The organism is Bacteroides sp. MSK.20.82 (assembly GCF_019052485.1).
In the GTDB taxonomy this organism is placed as follows: domain Bacteria; phylum Bacteroidota; class Bacteroidia; order Bacteroidales; family Bacteroidaceae; genus Bacteroides; species Bacteroides thetaiotaomicron.
This window is the reverse complement of record NZ_JAHQUN010000002.1, coordinates 257,337-275,244: the sequence shown is the minus strand read 5'-3', so window position 1 is coordinate 275,244 and position 17,908 is coordinate 257,337. Positions and strand designations below refer to the sequence as shown.

The window sequence follows — 17,908 nt, the reverse complement described above, 5'->3', positions numbered from 1 at the left end:
TTGACGCACCGACAAGTACTGCAACTGTCCGCCAAGTAGGCTGTTTGTTTTTTTACACCCCGTCTTCATGTTTACAAAAGTCCGGCATATAACCATATTTCCAGTTTCCGTTTATTCATTTGCCACTTGAACCCAACAGTGTAAAAATAACATTCGACAAGGAGCCCTGTGTCTGTCCCTTGTCAAATGCACTATGGTATTTATGTTTCCGTGATTTATTCTACGGGGACTTCGATGGCCAAGACGCTTGAACCGGAAACGGACCTGATCAGAGTTTCCTCCACTTCCCACACCCCGATGCCATCGCGACGAGAAAGTGGAACATCCTGTACATTGATGCTGCCTTCCAGCACAAAAATATACACTCCGGTATTTTTTTTATTTAGCCGGTATGTTATCTCCTGCCCGGCATCGAAGGTTCCCATGGAAAACCAGGCATCCTGCAACAGGTGCGCCGGTGTCTCCCCGCCTTCCGGGGAGATAAACGTGCATAATTCATTATGTTTCAAAAAGGGACGGATATCATAATTGTGATATTTGGGCTCCGTGTTCCTTACCCCAGGAACTACCCATATCTGCAGGAACTTCAAGACCTCGGTCATACTCCCGTTATACTCGCTGTGGAACATGCCGGATCCCGTACTCATGACCTGAATCTCCCCGGGAGTTATGGTACGTTCGTTTTTCACGTTGTCCCCGTGCCGCAAATACCCTTGCAGGGGAATAGAGACAACCTCCATGTTGTTATGCGGATGCATGCCAAAACCTTTACCGGGAGCAACCGTGTCATCATTCAACACGCGCAACGCGCCAAACTGCATCCGCCCGGGATTATAATAATCGGCAAAACTAAACGTGTGATACGTTTTCAACCACCCATGATCAAAATAACCTCTCGTTTCTGCTTTATCAACAATATACTTCATATTTTCAATTTTTAAATTCTCAATTAATGAATTCGATCTATTTTACAACAAATCAGTTTACCCGGAAACCTTCCGGCAGAAGCCGTTTCCATCCCGGATACTTTTGTATACACATGACAACAAACGTGCATAAAGAAACCAACCGCCGGCTCTGTCGCCCGACATTTGCCAGAACCTTTTCAACAAGCCGGTAGCCGATTCTACGCCTTTTCAAATCCGGCGGGACTTCGGTACGCGTCAAATACACGACTCCGTTTGAAGATTTTATGTATCCTATTTTTTGCCACATGCCTGCCGGTATGAAATTTATACTGGCGAGTGTAGCTGTTATCGACTAACTTATAATCTTCTTCCATTCATCTCTTGTCTTCCGGTAAAAAACAAACATGTTTTTCTTGTCATTAGCATTTAATCAAACACGATCAAGCGGTCATCAAGAGGGGTAAACTCCTTGTTCCCGGGCTGTTGCAGGGGAGAGCCGAAAGGCATCTGCGCGATCAACTCCCAATCCGGATTTATTTTCCACTCTTTCCTCACCTCTTTATCTATCAATGGATTGTAATGCTGCAAGGAAGCCCCGAAACCGGCGTCCTCCAACATGGTCCAAATGACCAGTTGATGCATGGCCGATGTCTGTTGGGACCAAACAGGGAAACTTTCCTTGTATGTCGGGAAAGATGCCTGCAACTTCTTCACGACTGCCGTATCCTCAAAGAAAAGAACAGTACCGTAACCGGCGGCAAAACTCGTGTCGATTTTCGCTTCCGTCCTAGTAAAATCTTCCGCAGAACGCGCCATTTTTCTTAAAATCTCTTTCGTGATCATCCACAATTTTTTATGATGTTCTCCCAGCAACAACACGACCCTGGTGGATTGAGAATTGAAAGCGGACGGAACGTGAAGCAATCCGAACTCAAGAATCTCTCTTATTGCCTCGTCCGATACAGGTGAAGAATTTGTCAGGTGATAATAACTTCTCCGGTACTTCAATGTTTCTTTAAAATTCATTTGCATAATAACAATAATTAATTTAACAAGGTTGATGTATTTTTTTTCAAAGATACGGAATGGCGGCCTGTTTTATCAAGTATATTACAAACCAAAATTTGTCAAAAACAAAACTAAAGCTATATTTGCAAACAAAAAACGCCAACATGTCTCATCGAACTATGAACCTCATCGAACATTTTGCCCGGTCAAAAGACAAGTGCATTTTGACCGACTCTCTTTTTTACGATACAATCATGTATTCCGGTTTCTCAAAAGAACTCGTGTGCGAGAACGCTTTCTTTTTTCTAATGGTCACAAGCGGGAAAGCGAAAGTCTACACCCGGCACACGCGGGATTACACGTGTCATATCGGAAAAAATGATTTGCTTGTTATTCCTGCATCCATGACGGCCACATTTCAACAATTGAGTGAAGATTACGCCATGCACTGCCTCGTGTTTACTCCCCCGTTTTTCTACAGCTTGCCTTCCAGCCAATTCCTGTACGGGAAATTGTGTGAGTTTGTCACAAGGTATTCATTCGCGTCCATACATTTGAAAAATGATGCCGGCACCTATTTTAAAAAGACCTTTTCACTATTTCGGGGATACCGTACAGGAGAACTCTTGCACCAGGAAGGAATTTACGGTCATTTATGTAATTTTTTTATTTTAAACGTGGGGGACGTTTTTTTTTCCTCCATCGAAGACGCCTCACCCGCCATATCCAACAAAAGCTGGATATACTACAAGTTCAAGGAGCTGTTGTTTGAGCATTACCGCCGCCAACACAAGATACGTTTTTACGCGGAACGCCTGTCCGTCTCTGGCATTTACCTGTCGAGAATTGTCAAAGAAGAGACGGGTGAGACTATACATGGACATATCACAAGATTACTCTACATGGAAGCTAAAAAAATGCTCTCCTGTTCAAAAAACGACATCCAGAAAATAACCGATGCCCTCGGTTTTACAGACCAGGCGTCCTTCAGCAAGTTTTTCAAGCGATTCGCCGGGGTTTCTCCCACGGAATACAGAAACAACATAAAAAACAATAAGAACTCCTGTTTAGAAAAATATCCTAAGTAGAGATTTCAGCAAATATCAAAGAGTTTTTTTGAGATCCAGAATATTCATAAACAATCATTCATGGTTAAATAGCAAAGACACTAAAAGATAAAAAAGTGATATATAAAACTCAAGGCTGACCGGCATATTAAAGGCCGGTCAGTCATTGTATTCGAAAGGTGGGGATATAACCACTACAACATCCATCGTCGGGACGTTCATTCTCATTCATGCAGACATCCGTCCCACCTTCCAAGGTCCGATGCTTTCCGGCAAAAGGAAAAAGCGCCACCCTTGCCTGACAAGGACTTACCTGACCTTAGCTACCCTGAATCTTTGTGTCCATATTTATCCTTTTTAATTTTATATATGTAATATCTTGCAGATAAAAAGCCAATAGAAACCCTTTTTTCGGAATCACTCCAAGCACGGGAGCGTATGGCAGCCTTCTTGGCAAGACCTTTAAAACTATAAGACAAGCTATCCATAAATATATCCATTATACCAGAGTACTATTACCATTCATAATATAAATAATTTATGCAAACTTATTATACCAGGTGCACAGATTTGAATAATATCTGAAACAGGTTTTCATTATTTACTTACCACAAATTAGGGCTTCTGATAAATCCTGTACGGAATACTCAATTGCTGCCTGTACCCTCCAATCCCGAACGTAGTCGTGACCTCCTCCACGAGATACACGCCGTTCTTGGACGGGTTACGGAAATCGATCAGTTCCACCTGTACGGCAGGAGACAGCCCGAAATCCCCGAATATGGTCACATTGCCGGTGATTCCATTCAGGTTGTAATTCCGGAAGTACTCAGTTGTCTCTTCCACAAGCCGGTCTGAATTGATGCCTACGTGCGGTGACATATACGGTACGATGGTATAGGTGGACAAATCCACCTTTGTTTTGGTCTTTGCCCCCGAAGCCGTCGTGTTTCCAGTCACCTTATGTGTCTTTTTTGAAATTTGGGTGGCATTTACCGTTTGGAACTCCTTGCTGCCCGGTACTGCCGGATCATATTCCGGATTCATGCGTACCGTCACCTCAAAGAACTTCTCGTCCGTTCCAAGCGCCTTGCCCGTCACCGCCAGAAACTTCGGGTCGGTCTTGACCACTTTCAGGTTGCTCTGCGCCACATGTTCGTTAAAATATATCTTGAACGGCCCGGCCGGGCCGTCTTCCGGAAATACCGGCTGCGCCTTGCTGGACGAATAAGGACGTCCGACAGCAATGGAAGGCATGACGCCTTCGTCCTCAGCGTCGTATTTCAAAAAACAATAAATCTTATATTTCGACCATTCGGAAAGAATGTCCGCTACCGTAAAGTTATCCGTCACCTTGATCTTGCCGATATGGATATCAAACCGTTTTGTATCGGAATGTATCTTGAAACCGGTATCTTTCAAGATATTGTATTTCCCATCCAGCACATCATTCACGGTTGTCCCTTTTGCCGGAGTTTCGAAATGGGGCGCCTGTTTCAATTTAAGTTTGTAGGCCATATTCTCACATTGTATTTCCAATGTACTGTCCGAGTTGTAGCCGGTAATGTAACCGTCAAACATATTTTTCAATACACCGTTATACCCCAGCTTGATATTGATGCGTTGCCCTACTTTAAAAGTCGTCTCATCAACCAGGCGTTGTGTGCTGCGCTTTTCAATAATCACACCATCCTGCATGACCTCTGTCGTTATCCGGGACACGTCTTTCCCTTCCAGTGTCATATTGCCGATAATCGTCGAACGGCATACGGTACCTTTCGGGAACGTGACTTTGGCCGTCCCGATCAGCTTCTTGTAGCTCTCGTTAATCTCAAGCGTATGAACCTCCGTTATCCCTACTCCGCTTCGAATCTTCATCGGATTGGACGGATCGGCATCTCCAATGGTAATACGACAGCAGAGAACATCCATTGCGGCTACACCCATAGGCGTGTCAGTTTAAGCAATGAGACGGGATCGATGATCTCCGTACCGAATTTGACATATTTGATCCATTTGTTCGTGTGCCTGATAGCCGTATCGGCCTTTTCCTGCCCGGCCAGTTTGAGCTCCACCGCTTCGGACGGCTCAACGGCGACACAATTGAGTGAATATGGCTGCACGTTCCTACAGTCCGTCGGGTGAAGCGTATACCCCTGTATAATCAGCTGTGAGATATTGAACTGGCGCAATACCGTATTGTCACAATCGACAACCCCCTTGTATTGTACCAGTTTAATAAATCTGGAAACTTCCGCTTCCGGATACACATCCGGATATTTGGATGTGATTTTACCGTTGATGGTGATCTCAAGGTCACCGCCGGATATATATTCCTTACGGGTATAATCACGCCCCTGCACTTGTGTCAACAGGATATTGTTCCGGCTGCCGACTTGTATCTGTGGTCCCAGGTCCACGAATGTAACCAGACCGTATTGGCTGTTGGGCAGCACCTTGCACTCACTGTTGTCGTAATATTTGCCCTCTTGGGATATGGAGAGTTCCAGGAAATCCGCTACCGTCCGTCCGACAATGGAATCGGTATGGCTTTTCTTCTGTGCCACGGCCTGCTGCTCGCTGATAAGACGGTAGTATTGTCCGGTCTTGTTGGCCAGGCTGGATTGTGATTGTGTCTGAAGGTATTTATCCCGTACCTGCTGTTCCCAATATTTAAGGTATCTGGGATATGAACGCAACAATCCGTAGGTCGTTTGTGAGGTTATTTGTACCGCTGCCCGTTTGAGCAGGTCATGATGTTTGGAGAAATAATGCACCTGCCCGTCCTGCAACTCGGCCAGCCCCATGCCCATGGCAAGACGGGCTGAGTTGCTGATATAGCTGCCAATCGAACCGTTTCCAAGTATCCCCCCGCTTAACAAGGTCGAGGATGCAATTTGTATCAGTCTTCCCATTTTTTATAGTTTTTTTATGCGTTCCATGATGCGTCAAAGTCGTGGACAACATCAATAAGCGCCTGTGCCAGTTGTTCCTTCAGGTTCTGTATCTCCTCCGTCTGTCCCTCCTTTGATTTCATCAGGTCGATAGTCCTTACACTCAGCAGGCTGTCGATATTTACGATAACTTGTTTGGGGGCTGCGGATGACAGTTTGCCCGTGCCCGAGTAGTTTCCGCCGGCACCTCCATCATCCAGGTGTGAATTGGTGATCGGATTCGTGTCGAACGGACGGGTATCGTTGGAGTCCGGTTCGTTGCTGTACTGTCCGGGTGTAAATCCTGCTGCACGAAGGATATTCTCGGCCGCCTCCGCTGACCCGCCAAACGTTTGCCGGAGTGATGAAAAGAATTTGACAAGGACATTGTGCGCCAGTTTACGGTTGGCAATATTGTCTATACGCTGCTCGTCCGTGGCATCCTGCCCCAATGTCCGCTGTTTCCACCGGCCTTTCTCATCCTGTTCGAACCCCCAGCTCCTGAGCCTGTTAAAATCGAAACCGCCCTTACGCATAAACTCCTGCGCGTCTGCAGCGCTCGAGATGGCGTTACGGTAGGCTGTTGCGGCCCGTATAATCTCCGGTACGGTCTGCGTGTTCATGTACCGGGCGTAATCGTATGTCCGGGCGGCCACCGCTTCCGGCTTGTCACCAATATCATCCACATAGACGATTTTACCGTCCCTTACGTTCCATAGTGACTTGTCCAGATCCTTGTCCTGCTGACCGAAACGTTCCTGTACCGTTTTAAGGAAGGCATCGACGTCCAGTGCCGTACCCATCTTGCCGAATTCGGCGTAGGCAGCGTCAATGCGTGTCTGGCTGTCCCGCTTGGCGAGGGTCACAAGCGCCTCCCTTATGTCGTCCTGACGTGCCTTGTCCATATTGTATATATGCTCGCGCGACACCATGCCTTCTGAGGAGGCAATGGCAAACTCTCCCAGAAATCCCGTCCACCAGTTGGATGTGAACGCACCGATCTTACGTCCCGAAGCCTCTTCGATGCTCTTCCCCGCTACAACCTCGTCCACGGCACGTTTTGTCTTGAGCGCCATATTGTAGGTCTTACTCAAAGAGGAATGGAGGCCTTCTATGGACGGATAGCGGTACTTGCGGTTCGAGGTGATTTCTTCCAGTACGGCATCCTTCGCCTCCTTTATCTTCCAGGTTTTATATGCCACCCAGCCCAGAGCACCGGCCAATGCGGCGATTCCCGCCGTGGCAGCCACCGCCCCCGTGCCCATGGTACTCAGAGAGGCGGCTGCGCCTGTCAGGCTGCCACCCGTGGCCACCTGTGTTGCGAACAGCGACTGCAATACCCCTTTCGCTCCGACAACACCGCCTCCGGACATCAAGGTACGCGTCATAGCTCCCCGTCCTGCCACGCCTGCGGACTGCATGGCCGAGACAATGGCCCTCTTTTGTCCGAAAGACATCTTGCTAAGACTCCCCATATCCAACAATCCCTGTACGGAGCCGACGGCCGCCGTCGCCGCTGACTGTTTGCCGATAAAGCCCATAGCGATACCGATATTGGTCAGGGCACCGGCCACCTTGAACAGCCGGACAGCCACCGCTCCTGTAAAAACAAGCGGTTCTATCCAATGGAAATTGCGTGCCACCCAGACCCCGATATTACCTATGACGGCAAAGATGTCCAACAGGGCGTTTCCGACAGAAACCAGTCCGCGGGTAAATTCCGGAGTCTTGAATTTATCCAGAAAGGAACGCAGAACGGCACGTACCGAGGGTTCCAGCACCTCGAATGCGTGCATGAACCCTTCGCTCATCCGGGAGGTAACCTGCGCCCACAATCCCTTAGTGGTACCCTGCTTTACAAGTGCCAGTTCCGCCGATATTCCCTGGGAACCTCTATTATGGGAACTGAGTGCACGCAGCCGGTCGTAATTACGGACAAACATCATAGCCGCATTCCCCCCGATTTTTCCAAAAATCGCCTGTATGTCCGCCATTGAGGCGCCTTTCCTGTTCAGCTCCTCGAAGATGTCCGCCATGGGGCGCAACTTCTCCACCCGCACACCCTCCACGTCCCGCTTTTCCGTGAATTTGACGCCCAGGCGGTCCAAAACCTCCTGCCCCTCTTTCGTAGGCTTGGCAAAACGGGTGGACATGGCCCGCAGCGAGGTACCCGCCAGTGTGCCTTTCAACCCCATGTTGCCCAGCAGACCTATGGCGGCACTGGCTTCCGTGAACTCCACACCGGCCATACGCAGGTAACCGGCGGCCATTTTATAGGATTCCGCTATTTCGACGATATTGACATTCGAACGGGAGATGGTCGACGCAATAATGTCCGCCACACTATCCATACTGTCGTTATGGATATCATAGCCGGCCATGATGTTCGTGGCCAGGTCGGCAATATAGGACACGTCATTGTCCCCGATGAGCGCCAGGTTCGTGACCGGCCGGATGGATTTGTGGATTGTCTCGATATCCATGCCGGCCATGGAAAGGAACTTGACGACGCCGGCGATTTCCACAGCAGTATATTTCGTATCGATTCCTATCTTGCGGACATGGCGGGCCATGTCATCGAAGCGGGTCTCAAAAGAACCCAGATCCATGTCGGCCACGCGCAGGATGGATCTGGCCGACTTCATGATATTGGCATATTCGACAGCGTCAGACAGTTCCGAACGTACCAGGCTGTAGCCCATGTAGGCGTTCAGCATGGAAGCGAAAGGCAGACTCCTCAGCGAGGGTGCCTTCGAGTATTGGATACGGTTGATGGCCGCACGTCGCTTGCTACGGTAAAGTGTCCCGGCAGCGGTATGTTCCCGCTGCATCAGCCGTACGGCCTGTATCGCATTACGCTGTTCCTGTTTTCTTGCTGCCTGCTCCGCCTTGCGCTGTTCCGTTTCGGCTTTCCGGCGTGCCTGTTCTGTCTGCCGGCGTAACTTCTCCGCTTCGCGGGCGGCATCCTTACGTTCCCGTTCCCTGATACGGGCTTCGTCGGCACGCCGTTTCTCCTCTGCGGCGGCCCGGGCCGATTCCGTCTTGCGACGCTGGTCCGCAGCAAAAACCTCCTCGGCATGTGCAAGTTTCTGGCGATGCAGCTGCTGCCGGACATAAAGACGCCCCATCAGTTTCTTCTGTTCCTTTTCCGGCATGACGAATGTTCCCGGGGCATAAGGCACGGGAATGGAAGGGAACAAGCTCCTCACGGACATTCCACCCTGCATGCCCAGGCTCAGGCGGGATTCCCTCTTGATACGTTCCAGCAGGGAAAGCACACGTTGCAGCCGGTTTTCCGCTGTATCGGTCCTGATTTGCAGCTCCCTGCCGCGTTCCACGGAAACCAGGGCGGAATTGATTTTGCCGATGGCCTTGGTTATGCGCTTCTGGGCATCGACCATCGTACCTACTGAAGAGGCCGCATTTTTCTCAATTTCGGCCTTGCGAATCTCCGCCGCTTTCTTCTCGTAGAGATTTTTAGCGGCGGTCTTGATTTTTTTGCTGCCGAGTACCTGTCCCGCATTAATGGTCAGGCTGATTCCTTTGGAAAGGGCCGCAATGTCCGTAAGCAGGTTCTTGACACGTTCCAGCTTCTCCTCACTGCTCCTCGTGTCAATAGTCAGCCGATAGTCAAAACTACGCTTCTTCCCATTCTTGGTACGGAAGACACGGTCAACTTCGTCCATCATTGTCTTGATGTTGTTTACCGCAGGGGACAGCGAGGCTTTCGCCTGCACCAGCTTGCCCACAGCCTCACCGAAGGCTATGACCTGTCTGGTGCCTTGCGAGGCGTCGACGTTGATGGTATAATTGACCTGATAGTTTTGTTCCTGAACCATGATTGAAGGGAATGTCGCATTAAAAGAGCAGTGTCACCGGAAAGGGCGGGGGTAAAACGAAGCCGCCGTACCCCCGGAGGACTACAGCGGCCGTTCAGGGTATCCTCTCCGGCATGGAAACCGGCAACGGCATGCGGCTGGCAAGCATCTGCTCGTGCAGCCACAGCGCCTCTTCGGAGAACATGGCGAACTCCTCGTCAGAGATCGTGTCAAGGTTGACGCCGGGGAAGTAGTGGCGGATATAGACAGTCCGCTGGCGGATACGCTGATCGTCCGTCACCACCCACCGGCCTATAAGTTTACCAGAAGACTCTGCCGCGTGGTGATAAGTTCGGAAAGTTGTCCCATAAGTCCGAAAAGGAAAAGTGACTCGTCATCCACAAGTTCCTTGTCACCATCCACAAAACAGTCCCGGGCAAGTGTGCGCATCGCCATGACCTCGTCTTTTTTGGATGCGGCCATGAATTTGCTGAATTGTGGAAAGTTCGGTTCGGACATATAAACTACGTAGGTCTCTTTCTCGCCGTTGGTCGTGTCTCCGAAGACCACCATCGGATAAATTTTACGGAGCTTCCTCTCTTCTTTCAATTTGAGAGCTTTTTCCTTGATTTTAGTTTCCTGTTCCAGTGAAAGCATTTTTTCGTCCATGTCGAATATTGTTTTGATTCATCAAAAGAGTAGGGCAAAGAACGGTGAAAAGATTATATGGGCATACATTTTATCCGGTATGGACCAAACATAGGGTTTTATTATCCATAATATTGTGATGCAACTACCGGCTGATCGTAACACTGCATGTCCTGTCAAGAGTCCGTTTGAACCAGATCCCCAGAAAATAAAAACAGATAATGTGTTATATTTATTTGTAAAACAAGAAATAATCACTGCATTTGCACATTTTCAAACATGAATGGTTATGTGCAAATCAAATGATTATATACATAAAACAAGCCAATAGCCAATATATCAACGATACACAGGGTGCTGCCGTTTTTGGCGCCCCCCATCGAAAAGGAACGGACGAAGGGAAACAGCGGCGTGAGCATTACAGGTTCAAGGAGTTGGCTGCTTCGGAATTCCCATATCAGGTGAAACTTTTTTCCAGAAATCTCGGACTTGTCAAGCTTGTCCTCCATTCTGACGGATGATGATGATTACAATTGCCCACAGCAGACAGGAATATGGGTGCATATGCAAATATTGAAACCATTATCTATCTGAAATACAAGACTTTTCCGGGAATGATCGGACGGAAAAACAAGGGATAACAGGTGGACAGCAGGCATATTGCCAAACATAGGAAAGATGTCTTCAGACCGGTCGCAATGCTTGCCCCGACAGGCACTTATATGGTGCCCGATACTCTCAAAAAAGATGTTGACGATTTCTGTGAGGTTGTCAAAGAGGAATTGCCTAATGCTGATTTTTTCAAGTCGGCAGGAGTTAGAGGGGGGCACAGAAGAACAATCATTGAAGCAACTCGAGAGTACTTTTATGTTATTACCCGTAATGGCAGTTTACTTAAATATTACGATAATTCTGGTTATTATTACGATTTGTGTTTTATATATTACGATTTGTGTTAATTATGGGTTAAATCTTTGATTTTACACTAATAATAGAAAAAGTCATACTATATTTGTATCGAAATAAACGATAAGCAGTAAGATGTCAACAGATATATTAAGAATCATTGAAGGCGGATTGGCGAATGACAAACGAAAAATCATCAATTACGCAATACGTTTGGCTGAGAGGCTGAAAGCCGACGGAGATGTTCAGCTATCTAAGTGTATAGTTGAACAGATAGAATCGTCCACGCATAAGAATGTTGCTACAGCTGATGCTATGCGCATGGTTCCACTGGACATGGACAGTAAATTACAAATAGTGGAAATTGTTCCGGAGAACTCGAACAGAGCTGATATCGTATTATCAAATATGGTACAGAAGCAGGTGGAGGAATTCATTAAACTGATAAAGAATGATACAGAATTGGAACTGGCGGGCTTGAATATCAGGAAATCATTGCTGCTTTATGGCGCACCGGGATGTGGAAAGACTTCCATTGCCCATTACATCAGTGAGAAAACAGGACTCCCATTGGTGGTATCCCGCCTTGATGCTATTGTGTCTTCATTATTGGGTAGTACGGCGAAGAATTTAAGCAGGATATTCTCTTATGTCAACAGTATGCCGTGCATTCTTTTGCTTGATGAATTCGACGCTCTGGCTAAAGCTCGTGATGACAACCATGAATTGGGAGAACTTAAACGTGTGATAAACAGTCTTCTTCAGAATATTGATTCAATGTCACCATCCACTGTGCTGATAGCAGCTACCAATCATCCAGACCTGCTTGACAAGGCCGTATGGAGGCGTTTCTACACAAGGCTTGAGGTGGGCCTGCCTGATGAAGACAGTAGAAAGCAGATTGTCAGAAATACATTGAAGGGCTTCAAAAGTGTGATTCTTGAAGACGAAAACCGAATGAAGATTATATCTGAACTCATGGCCGATCTGTCCCCTTCGGACATTTGTACGATTTTAACCAAACTGAAAGTCAAGAGCATTATTGATGGCAGCAAGGAAATCAACTATGAACAGATTCTGGCATCTATTTACGAATTTGGAGGTAAAGATGAACCTATGGATAATTTTATAGTGTACCTCAATACCTATGGAGTTACACAGAATACAATCTCAAAAATGTTGAATATCAGCATACGTCAGGTGCGTAATGCATTGTCGGACAAAAAATAAGATAAAGAAGATGTCAAAAACATTACCTATTCAGCAAGTACATTTCCGTGGGGAACGGGACCAGTTTCTAACGGAAGGCGGCGGAGGATCCAGGCTACCTAAATGGGTCAACGAGGAAAATATAAGAGCCAATATTCTTCGGGTCAATGCACACATAGCCGAACTGGAACATGCCTTTGAAAAACGGGATGAAACATCTTTGCCAATCCTGACTATAGTTGATATCAACAAGGAAGCTACAGCGAAATCGCATAGGTTCGCCATACATTCCATGGTGGATGTGAACAAAAAGCGTAATGTCTTGGGTACGACTGACATTGGTAAACTGCTTGTTAAAATAGATACAAGAGCCGATTTAAAGGCGATTGCTGAGAAATTTAATCCGGAAAACAAGAATCTCAGCAAGAATCTGCAAAAAGGATTGGCCGCCGTTGCGGACATCACTAAATATGTTCCTATAACCGACACTTCCATTGAATCTGCTGAAGTCTTGAAAGTTCAGTTAGTCGATTATTTAAATTCGGAGATGAATCTACGCTCCAAGAGGTTATTGCTTAATTTCTGCAATAAGAATAATGTCGAAGTCGAAGAATTAAACTATGCGAGTGAACTGCGATTATTCAAGTTGAAAAATATCTCCAGGGAGAATGCCGGTGAACTTGTTGGAATGGATGGCGTGCTGTCTGTCAGAAAAATGCCGACTATCGAATTTCAGGCGGCTCCGGAACCGGAAGATAGTGAAATAGAGATAATGCTCCCTAAGGATGGACAGGATTATCCCATAGTAGGTTTGCTTGATTCCGGTGTGACAGACATAGGATATATGCGTCCGTGGCTGTTGAAAGAAGAAAATGTAGCTGATCTACTGCCTGATGAAATAGATAGAAGGCATGGGACGGCTGTAGCCAGTATCATCAATTATGGTGATTTCTTGGAAAAAAGAGACTTGACACAATGCGGACCTTGCAAGATACTTAGCTGTATCATCAATGGTCAGACCCGGATTTATGAGAATGAACTGGTGATGAACATACAGCAAGCGGTGGGACGCCATTCTGACGTTAAAGTATGGAACTTGTCACAAGGAATAAATGCCCAGATAGAAGACAATCGTTTTTCTGATCTGGCTGTAGCGCTGGACAGCCTTCAAAAGCAATACAATATATTGATATGCAAGTCTGCTGGAAATATTGACAATCCAGCCGATACCAGTCAATCATTCCGGCTGAACAAAGGGGCGGATTCTGTCATGAGCCTTGTGGTCGGTTCGATAGCTCATGCAAAAACGACGGAACGGGACGCAGAGGAAAATGACAGGAGTCCATTTTCTCGTATTGGCCCAGGGGTGGAGAATCATACCAAGCCTGATCTTGTCCATTATGGTGGAAACTGGGATACTCACATTTCTGCTTTTTCTATTTATGGCAGGCAGTTCTGTATGTGTAGTGGAACCAGCTTTTCCACACCACGAATCGCATCGTTGGCTGCAAATATTCAATATCGGTTAGGCGTTCCTTTTAATCCGTTACTGATTCGTGCCATTTTAATACATAATGCTTTCTATCCTTCAAATATAGCTAAATCAACGGATAATTTCAAATACGAGATGGGGTTTGGTCTCCCTGCCACCCTGGACAACATGTTATTGAACGATTCTGACGAAAGTACGATGATATTCTGTCATACAATGGATAAGGGTATAGATGTCCAGTCGCTGGACTTTCCTTTTCCGAAGAGTATGGTTGACGATGAAGGATACTACTATGGGGATATTACTGTTACACTGGCTGTTGATCCTGTATTGATAGCAAGTCAGGGAAGCGAATATTGTCAAAGTCAGGTGGATGTTTATTTAGAGACGTTTACGGAAGTTGACCATGCAGATCTTTCACAATCATCAATGATGAGGAATGAAGAGAGGATGTCCAAGGATTCTGCCAATGTATTGAATGACTTGTATTATAAGAAAGCTGCCTTTAAGGCGGAAAAAGCGAATGAAAGGATTCTTATTGAGAAAGGAAACAAGTATCAACCGATTAAGAAGTATCATGTGTCATTGGGCGACATGACACCTGCCAATAAGAGGAATATATTGCAACAAGAGAAAAAGTGGGCACTGAAACTTGTAGGACTTTATAGACAAGCAGCTGAGGTATCCAGAGAATTGGACGGAACAGACATATCGCAAAAGGTTGTTTTGATAGTGACTATAAAAGATCCTAAGAAAAGAGGTGTTATCTATAATGAATGTAAGAAATTGCTGGCAATCAGAGGTTATGCCCATAATGATATCGAGATTAGGAATACAATACAGATCGAGAACAGTGCTTCTGAAAATCTATAAATGAAGATTCTTTATCTTTGCAGGTAATAAGAGCCATCTGCTTATTTAGCGGTGGCTCTCTAAGTATGAAGCCGATGCATTGCCTATTCAATCGGGTGATTTTACAGCAAACAGACCGATAGAATATTGGATTCGTGGATATTTCTACCGTACTATAAACAAGGTTATCGGCCACACCCGATATGTTTGCAACCAGATGAGATATATCTCTATCAATGAGGGGGACATAGTTTTCAGTATATATTAAAAAAGAACAATCCTGCCATAGACACAACCGATTTATTTGCCGGAATTATACTTCCCACAAACAGGTCGGTTCCCGAGTCGAGAACCGGTAACCGGTTACAAAAGCTTGGGGTATACCAGCTTTCCTTCGATACCGCAGGTTTCCAGAACGGCAGTATTTTCTTTGTCGAAGGAGATCAGGCAGGATGGCGCCCCGGCAGTGCCTCCCTGCTCTCCGGTGACATGATAGAACCTGAGCCGCCCCCTGATGAAAAGTACTGTGTCCGCATAAGGGAATATCAGTTCATGAAACAGCCGGGTGTCCGTGCGGGCAAAAGTGAGCGCAATAGCATTCCGGTGCTCCACACATTTACGGATAAAGCGGACAATCAGTGGCGTGTCATAGGGAGGATTACAAAACACCCGTCCAAACCATGGCTGCCGTAACCCGTCATCCCCGACGGTGTAGTGATGCCTCGCCGTATTCCATGGACGGTTTACCGGTGAGCACGGGTCCAAATCGAATTCTCCCAACCTGTCAAGCAAATAAGGAGGTGTAAGCCATTCATTTTTTCCGGTGGAAGATTTTCCTTCAAAGGTCACATTCATGACAAGTCAGATTGTATCGCCGTTACCTATCTGGATATCAAACGGATTCAAGTCGAACTCATGCGTGATGTTGGTATCGTCCTGCTGCGATTCAAGACAGTCCTCCGTAAAGATACATCCTTTGAGTGTCACCGTTGTGGTCGTCCAGTCATCACTGGCCATGGGGTTGGCAAAGCTGATGATCAGGTCGAACTCACCAATTTCGAGCAACGAGCCATAGACTGAACGCAACAATTGTTGCGTGGCATAGTCCATTGTGATACTCGCCGTATAGGTAATGTTTCCGAATCCGCGGCTGACAGGTTTTCCACCCATGCCATAGTTACTTTCCACCTTACGTTTTTTCGACCACTTGATAGCGGACACACCTTCAAGGGTTGTAGATCCCTCGTCAATTCCCAGGGCGGTCGATGACAGGGTTATCATAGACCATGAATATGCCACATTATTAATTATTGCCATTTTCTATGATTTGTTTGCGGTTAATGAAAGTCCTTCCTCTACATAAATCTCCACAGCCACTCCGACAGGCACAAGGACATAGGAGATGCGGAGCGTATCGTCCACCAGTACATTCTGGTTCGGATCGATAGTGACAGCATATCCTGAAATTTCCTGCGCTGCCTGCATTTTGGCCAATATATCCCCGATAAGCGTCTTGAATGCCGTAATCTTCGACGGGGCAAGGAACCCGGTTGAAGGATTGACCATCAGCGGGGAATTCACATACGGCAACAGTGCGGCACGCACGGCGCGACGGCTCTTGTTGATAGTACGGTTCCTTGCGATGGTGCGGAAATCGCCCGTTGAACAGGTCCGGTCCTTTGAAATATAAATACCGTTCTCACGGCCGGCATACTTGATGGGAAAAATATAGCCCTTGTCATCAAGTTCGTCAAGCAATGACGGGGACAACGACTCATACCGGTTCAGGCTGATAAAATGCTCCTCCGCCTCGTCAAGACTGATATCACCGAACCCCAGCTCTATCTCCTGAAAATCATCCGTGAAGAGGTTGAACTGTTTGACCCATGCTATGGATTCATGGACGTTCGCCTTGGCAATGGCGCCCATGACCGCGCCCAAGAATCCTACCGGCGTGTGGTTCTTGTTGCGTATCTGCATCGTGAAGATCCTTTCGTGATGCGCCTGGCCGAATATACAGCTGATACGGCTTGATTCACAGATACATGAAGGAATTTTATTCAAGTCAATCTGACGCCCCGCAGTCGTATCCGCCCCAGTATTGGAAGGATTGGCGGAGAGTATGATTGACAGGGGTTGGTTCTGTCCGGCAAGCCCTACAGCCACATCATTAAGTCCCTTTACCAGGTTGAGATTGTACACTCCGGAAGTCCCGTTGGCTTTCCACAGCGGCTGTTCCGTCCAAATTCCTATCTGGTTGATCATGCCTCCGGCGGCACGTTGCATGATTTCGAGTGCGTCCCAGTTTGCAGAACAGTCGGCAAACATCACATAGAGTTTTCCCGAACCGTTCAGATTGCCTGACATCCGGAAAAACTCACGGATATGGTAGGCAGGAATGCCATGCAGAAAATTGACGTTCATCTCCTCCTCACCGGTAGCCGCTACACGCTCGACAATACCGAAATCCTTAACGGCGGACTTGAATGTGGTGATGTAGCATACATCCCCCGGTTTGAGCTTCGTTTCATTGGTTTTGCCATACCCTTCCGTAAAGAGTGTGGACTGAAGGGAAATATCAAACAATAATCCCGTCACCTTCTCGTTGGAAGAACCGGTGTCGTAAGGGATATTGCCGTCCACATCCTTGATAAAGACATTGCCGAGTGCCATTATGGTTTTGTTTTAAGTTCGTTATAAAAAGGGTTTTTGTAAAGTACAGCCCCGCCTCTGACGGTTGCCGCCGTGTCCGGAGTGTAGGTTCCACCATGCCTGTCGATATACAGGGACGGATATGCAGGGAATTTTTCCAGAATAGTCAGTATATACGGGTCTGCCACCTCGTCCTCCGTATTCCCTGTCTTTTCAGCCGGGACGGGCCGTTTGTCTTCAACCGTAGCGGGTATTTTCTCGGACATTTCCGGTATTGCTTCCGCCGGAAGTTCCGGTGCGGCAACCTTGTTGCCTTCTTTTTGAGGTTCCTCCTCCGTATTTATTTTTTTTGCCATGCCAGTGGAATAAAAAAGGGGAACGGGGCTCTGACCTCCGCTCCCCGGGTGGATATTGA

The 17,908-nt window shown here is 47.0% G+C and carries 16 protein-coding genes; 4 read left to right on the top strand and 12 right to left on the bottom strand.

Annotation, left to right across the window (positions count from 1 at the left end; all coding sequences use genetic code 11):
- Positions 1-215 precede the first annotated feature (215 nt).
- The 3 genes from KTR07_RS03325 to KTR07_RS03315 all read right to left on the bottom strand — a co-directional run bounded on the left by KTR07_RS03325 (position 216) and on the right by KTR07_RS03315 (position 1,940).
- Positions 216-926, bottom strand: a complete 711-nt coding sequence (locus KTR07_RS03325) for a pirin family protein (RefSeq protein ID WP_048695751.1) — start codon at positions 924-926, stop codon at positions 216-218.
- Between the two features lie 52 nt (positions 927-978).
- Positions 979-1,215: a GNAT family N-acetyltransferase gene (locus tag KTR07_RS03320; RefSeq protein ID WP_226776872.1), complete on the bottom strand. Its 237-nt coding sequence runs from the start codon at positions 1,213-1,215 to the stop codon at positions 979-981.
- Positions 1,216-1,334: 119 nt separating this feature from the next.
- The gene (locus KTR07_RS03315) at positions 1,335-1,940 is read right to left on the bottom strand and encodes a nitroreductase family protein (protein ID WP_121972073.1); all 606 of its coding nucleotides are present in this window, start codon (positions 1,938-1,940) and stop codon (positions 1,335-1,337) included.
- Positions 1,941-2,032: 92 nt separating this feature from the next.
- Between KTR07_RS03315 and KTR07_RS03310 the strand changes: the two genes are divergently transcribed.
- Positions 2,033-3,004 carry a helix-turn-helix domain-containing protein gene (locus KTR07_RS03310; protein WP_217315107.1) on the top strand — a complete coding sequence of 324 codons (972 nt, stop codon included), beginning with the start codon at positions 2,033-2,035 and terminating at the stop codon, positions 3,002-3,004.
- Between the two features lie 594 nt (positions 3,005-3,598).
- Here KTR07_RS03310 and KTR07_RS03305 read toward each other — a convergent pair.
- The 5 genes from KTR07_RS03305 to KTR07_RS03285 form a co-directional block, all read right to left on the bottom strand.
- Positions 3,599-4,930 (bottom strand): hypothetical protein, encoded by a 1,332-nt coding sequence (locus KTR07_RS03305; RefSeq protein ID WP_217315105.1) that lies wholly within the window; start codon positions 4,928-4,930, stop codon positions 3,599-3,601.
- Entirely contained in the window at positions 4,921-5,898 is a 978-nt protein-coding gene (locus KTR07_RS03300; protein ID WP_217315103.1) for a DUF6046 domain-containing protein, read from the bottom strand. The genes KTR07_RS03305 and KTR07_RS03300 overlap by 10 nt, the downstream gene beginning before the upstream one ends.
- A 14-nt stretch (positions 5,899-5,912) precedes the next feature.
- Positions 5,913-9,755 carry a phage tail tape measure protein gene (locus KTR07_RS03295; RefSeq protein ID WP_217315101.1) on the bottom strand — a complete coding sequence of 1,281 codons (3,843 nt, stop codon included), beginning with the start codon at positions 9,753-9,755 and terminating at the stop codon, positions 5,913-5,915.
- A 94-nt stretch (positions 9,756-9,849) separates the two neighbouring features.
- The gene (locus KTR07_RS03290) at positions 9,850-10,038 is read right to left on the bottom strand and encodes a hypothetical protein (RefSeq protein ID WP_226776871.1); all 189 of its coding nucleotides are present in this window, start codon (positions 10,036-10,038) and stop codon (positions 9,850-9,852) included.
- An 8-nt stretch (positions 10,039-10,046) separates the two neighbouring features.
- Positions 10,047-10,403 (bottom strand): hypothetical protein, encoded by a 357-nt coding sequence (locus KTR07_RS03285; RefSeq protein WP_121972070.1) that lies wholly within the window; start codon positions 10,401-10,403, stop codon positions 10,047-10,049.
- A 281-nt stretch (positions 10,404-10,684) separates the two neighbouring features.
- Here KTR07_RS03285 and KTR07_RS03280 point away from each other — a divergent pair, with 281 nt between their 5' ends.
- From KTR07_RS03280 to KTR07_RS03270, 3 genes are all read left to right on the top strand, one after another.
- Positions 10,685-10,903, top strand: coding sequence for a hypothetical protein (locus tag KTR07_RS03280; RefSeq protein ID WP_146352288.1), 219 nt, complete (start codon positions 10,685-10,687; stop codon positions 10,901-10,903).
- A 520-nt stretch (positions 10,904-11,423) separates the two neighbouring features.
- A complete protein-coding gene (locus KTR07_RS03275; RefSeq protein ID WP_121972069.1) occupies positions 11,424-12,518 on the top strand; it encodes an AAA family ATPase in 1,095 nt (364 codons plus the stop codon).
- 10 nt (positions 12,519-12,528) lie between these two features.
- A complete protein-coding gene (locus KTR07_RS03270) occupies positions 12,529-14,862 on the top strand; it encodes a S8 family peptidase (RefSeq protein ID WP_217315099.1) in 2,334 nt (777 codons plus the stop codon).
- 342 nt (positions 14,863-15,204) lie between these two features.
- Here KTR07_RS03270 and KTR07_RS03265 read toward each other — a convergent pair whose 3' ends face one another.
- From KTR07_RS03265 to KTR07_RS03250, 4 genes are read right to left on the bottom strand one after another with little or no spacing between them, the layout of a single operon-like run.
- Positions 15,205-15,696, bottom strand: a complete 492-nt coding sequence (locus KTR07_RS03265) for a phage N-6-adenine-methyltransferase (protein WP_217315098.1) — start codon at positions 15,694-15,696, stop codon at positions 15,205-15,207.
- Between the two features lie 6 nt (positions 15,697-15,702).
- Positions 15,703-16,158, bottom strand: coding sequence for a hypothetical protein (locus tag KTR07_RS03260; protein WP_032534349.1), 456 nt, complete (start codon positions 16,156-16,158; stop codon positions 15,703-15,705).
- A 3-nt stretch (positions 16,159-16,161) separates the two neighbouring features.
- Positions 16,162-17,514 (bottom strand): DUF2586 family protein, encoded by a 1,353-nt coding sequence (locus KTR07_RS03255; protein WP_217315096.1) that lies wholly within the window; start codon positions 17,512-17,514, stop codon positions 16,162-16,164.
- The gene (locus KTR07_RS03250; protein WP_217315094.1) at positions 17,514-17,849 is read right to left on the bottom strand and encodes a hypothetical protein; all 336 of its coding nucleotides are present in this window, start codon (positions 17,847-17,849) and stop codon (positions 17,514-17,516) included. Before KTR07_RS03250 ends, KTR07_RS03255 begins: the two co-directional genes overlap by 1 nt.
- Between the last annotated feature and the right edge of the window lie 59 nt (positions 17,850-17,908).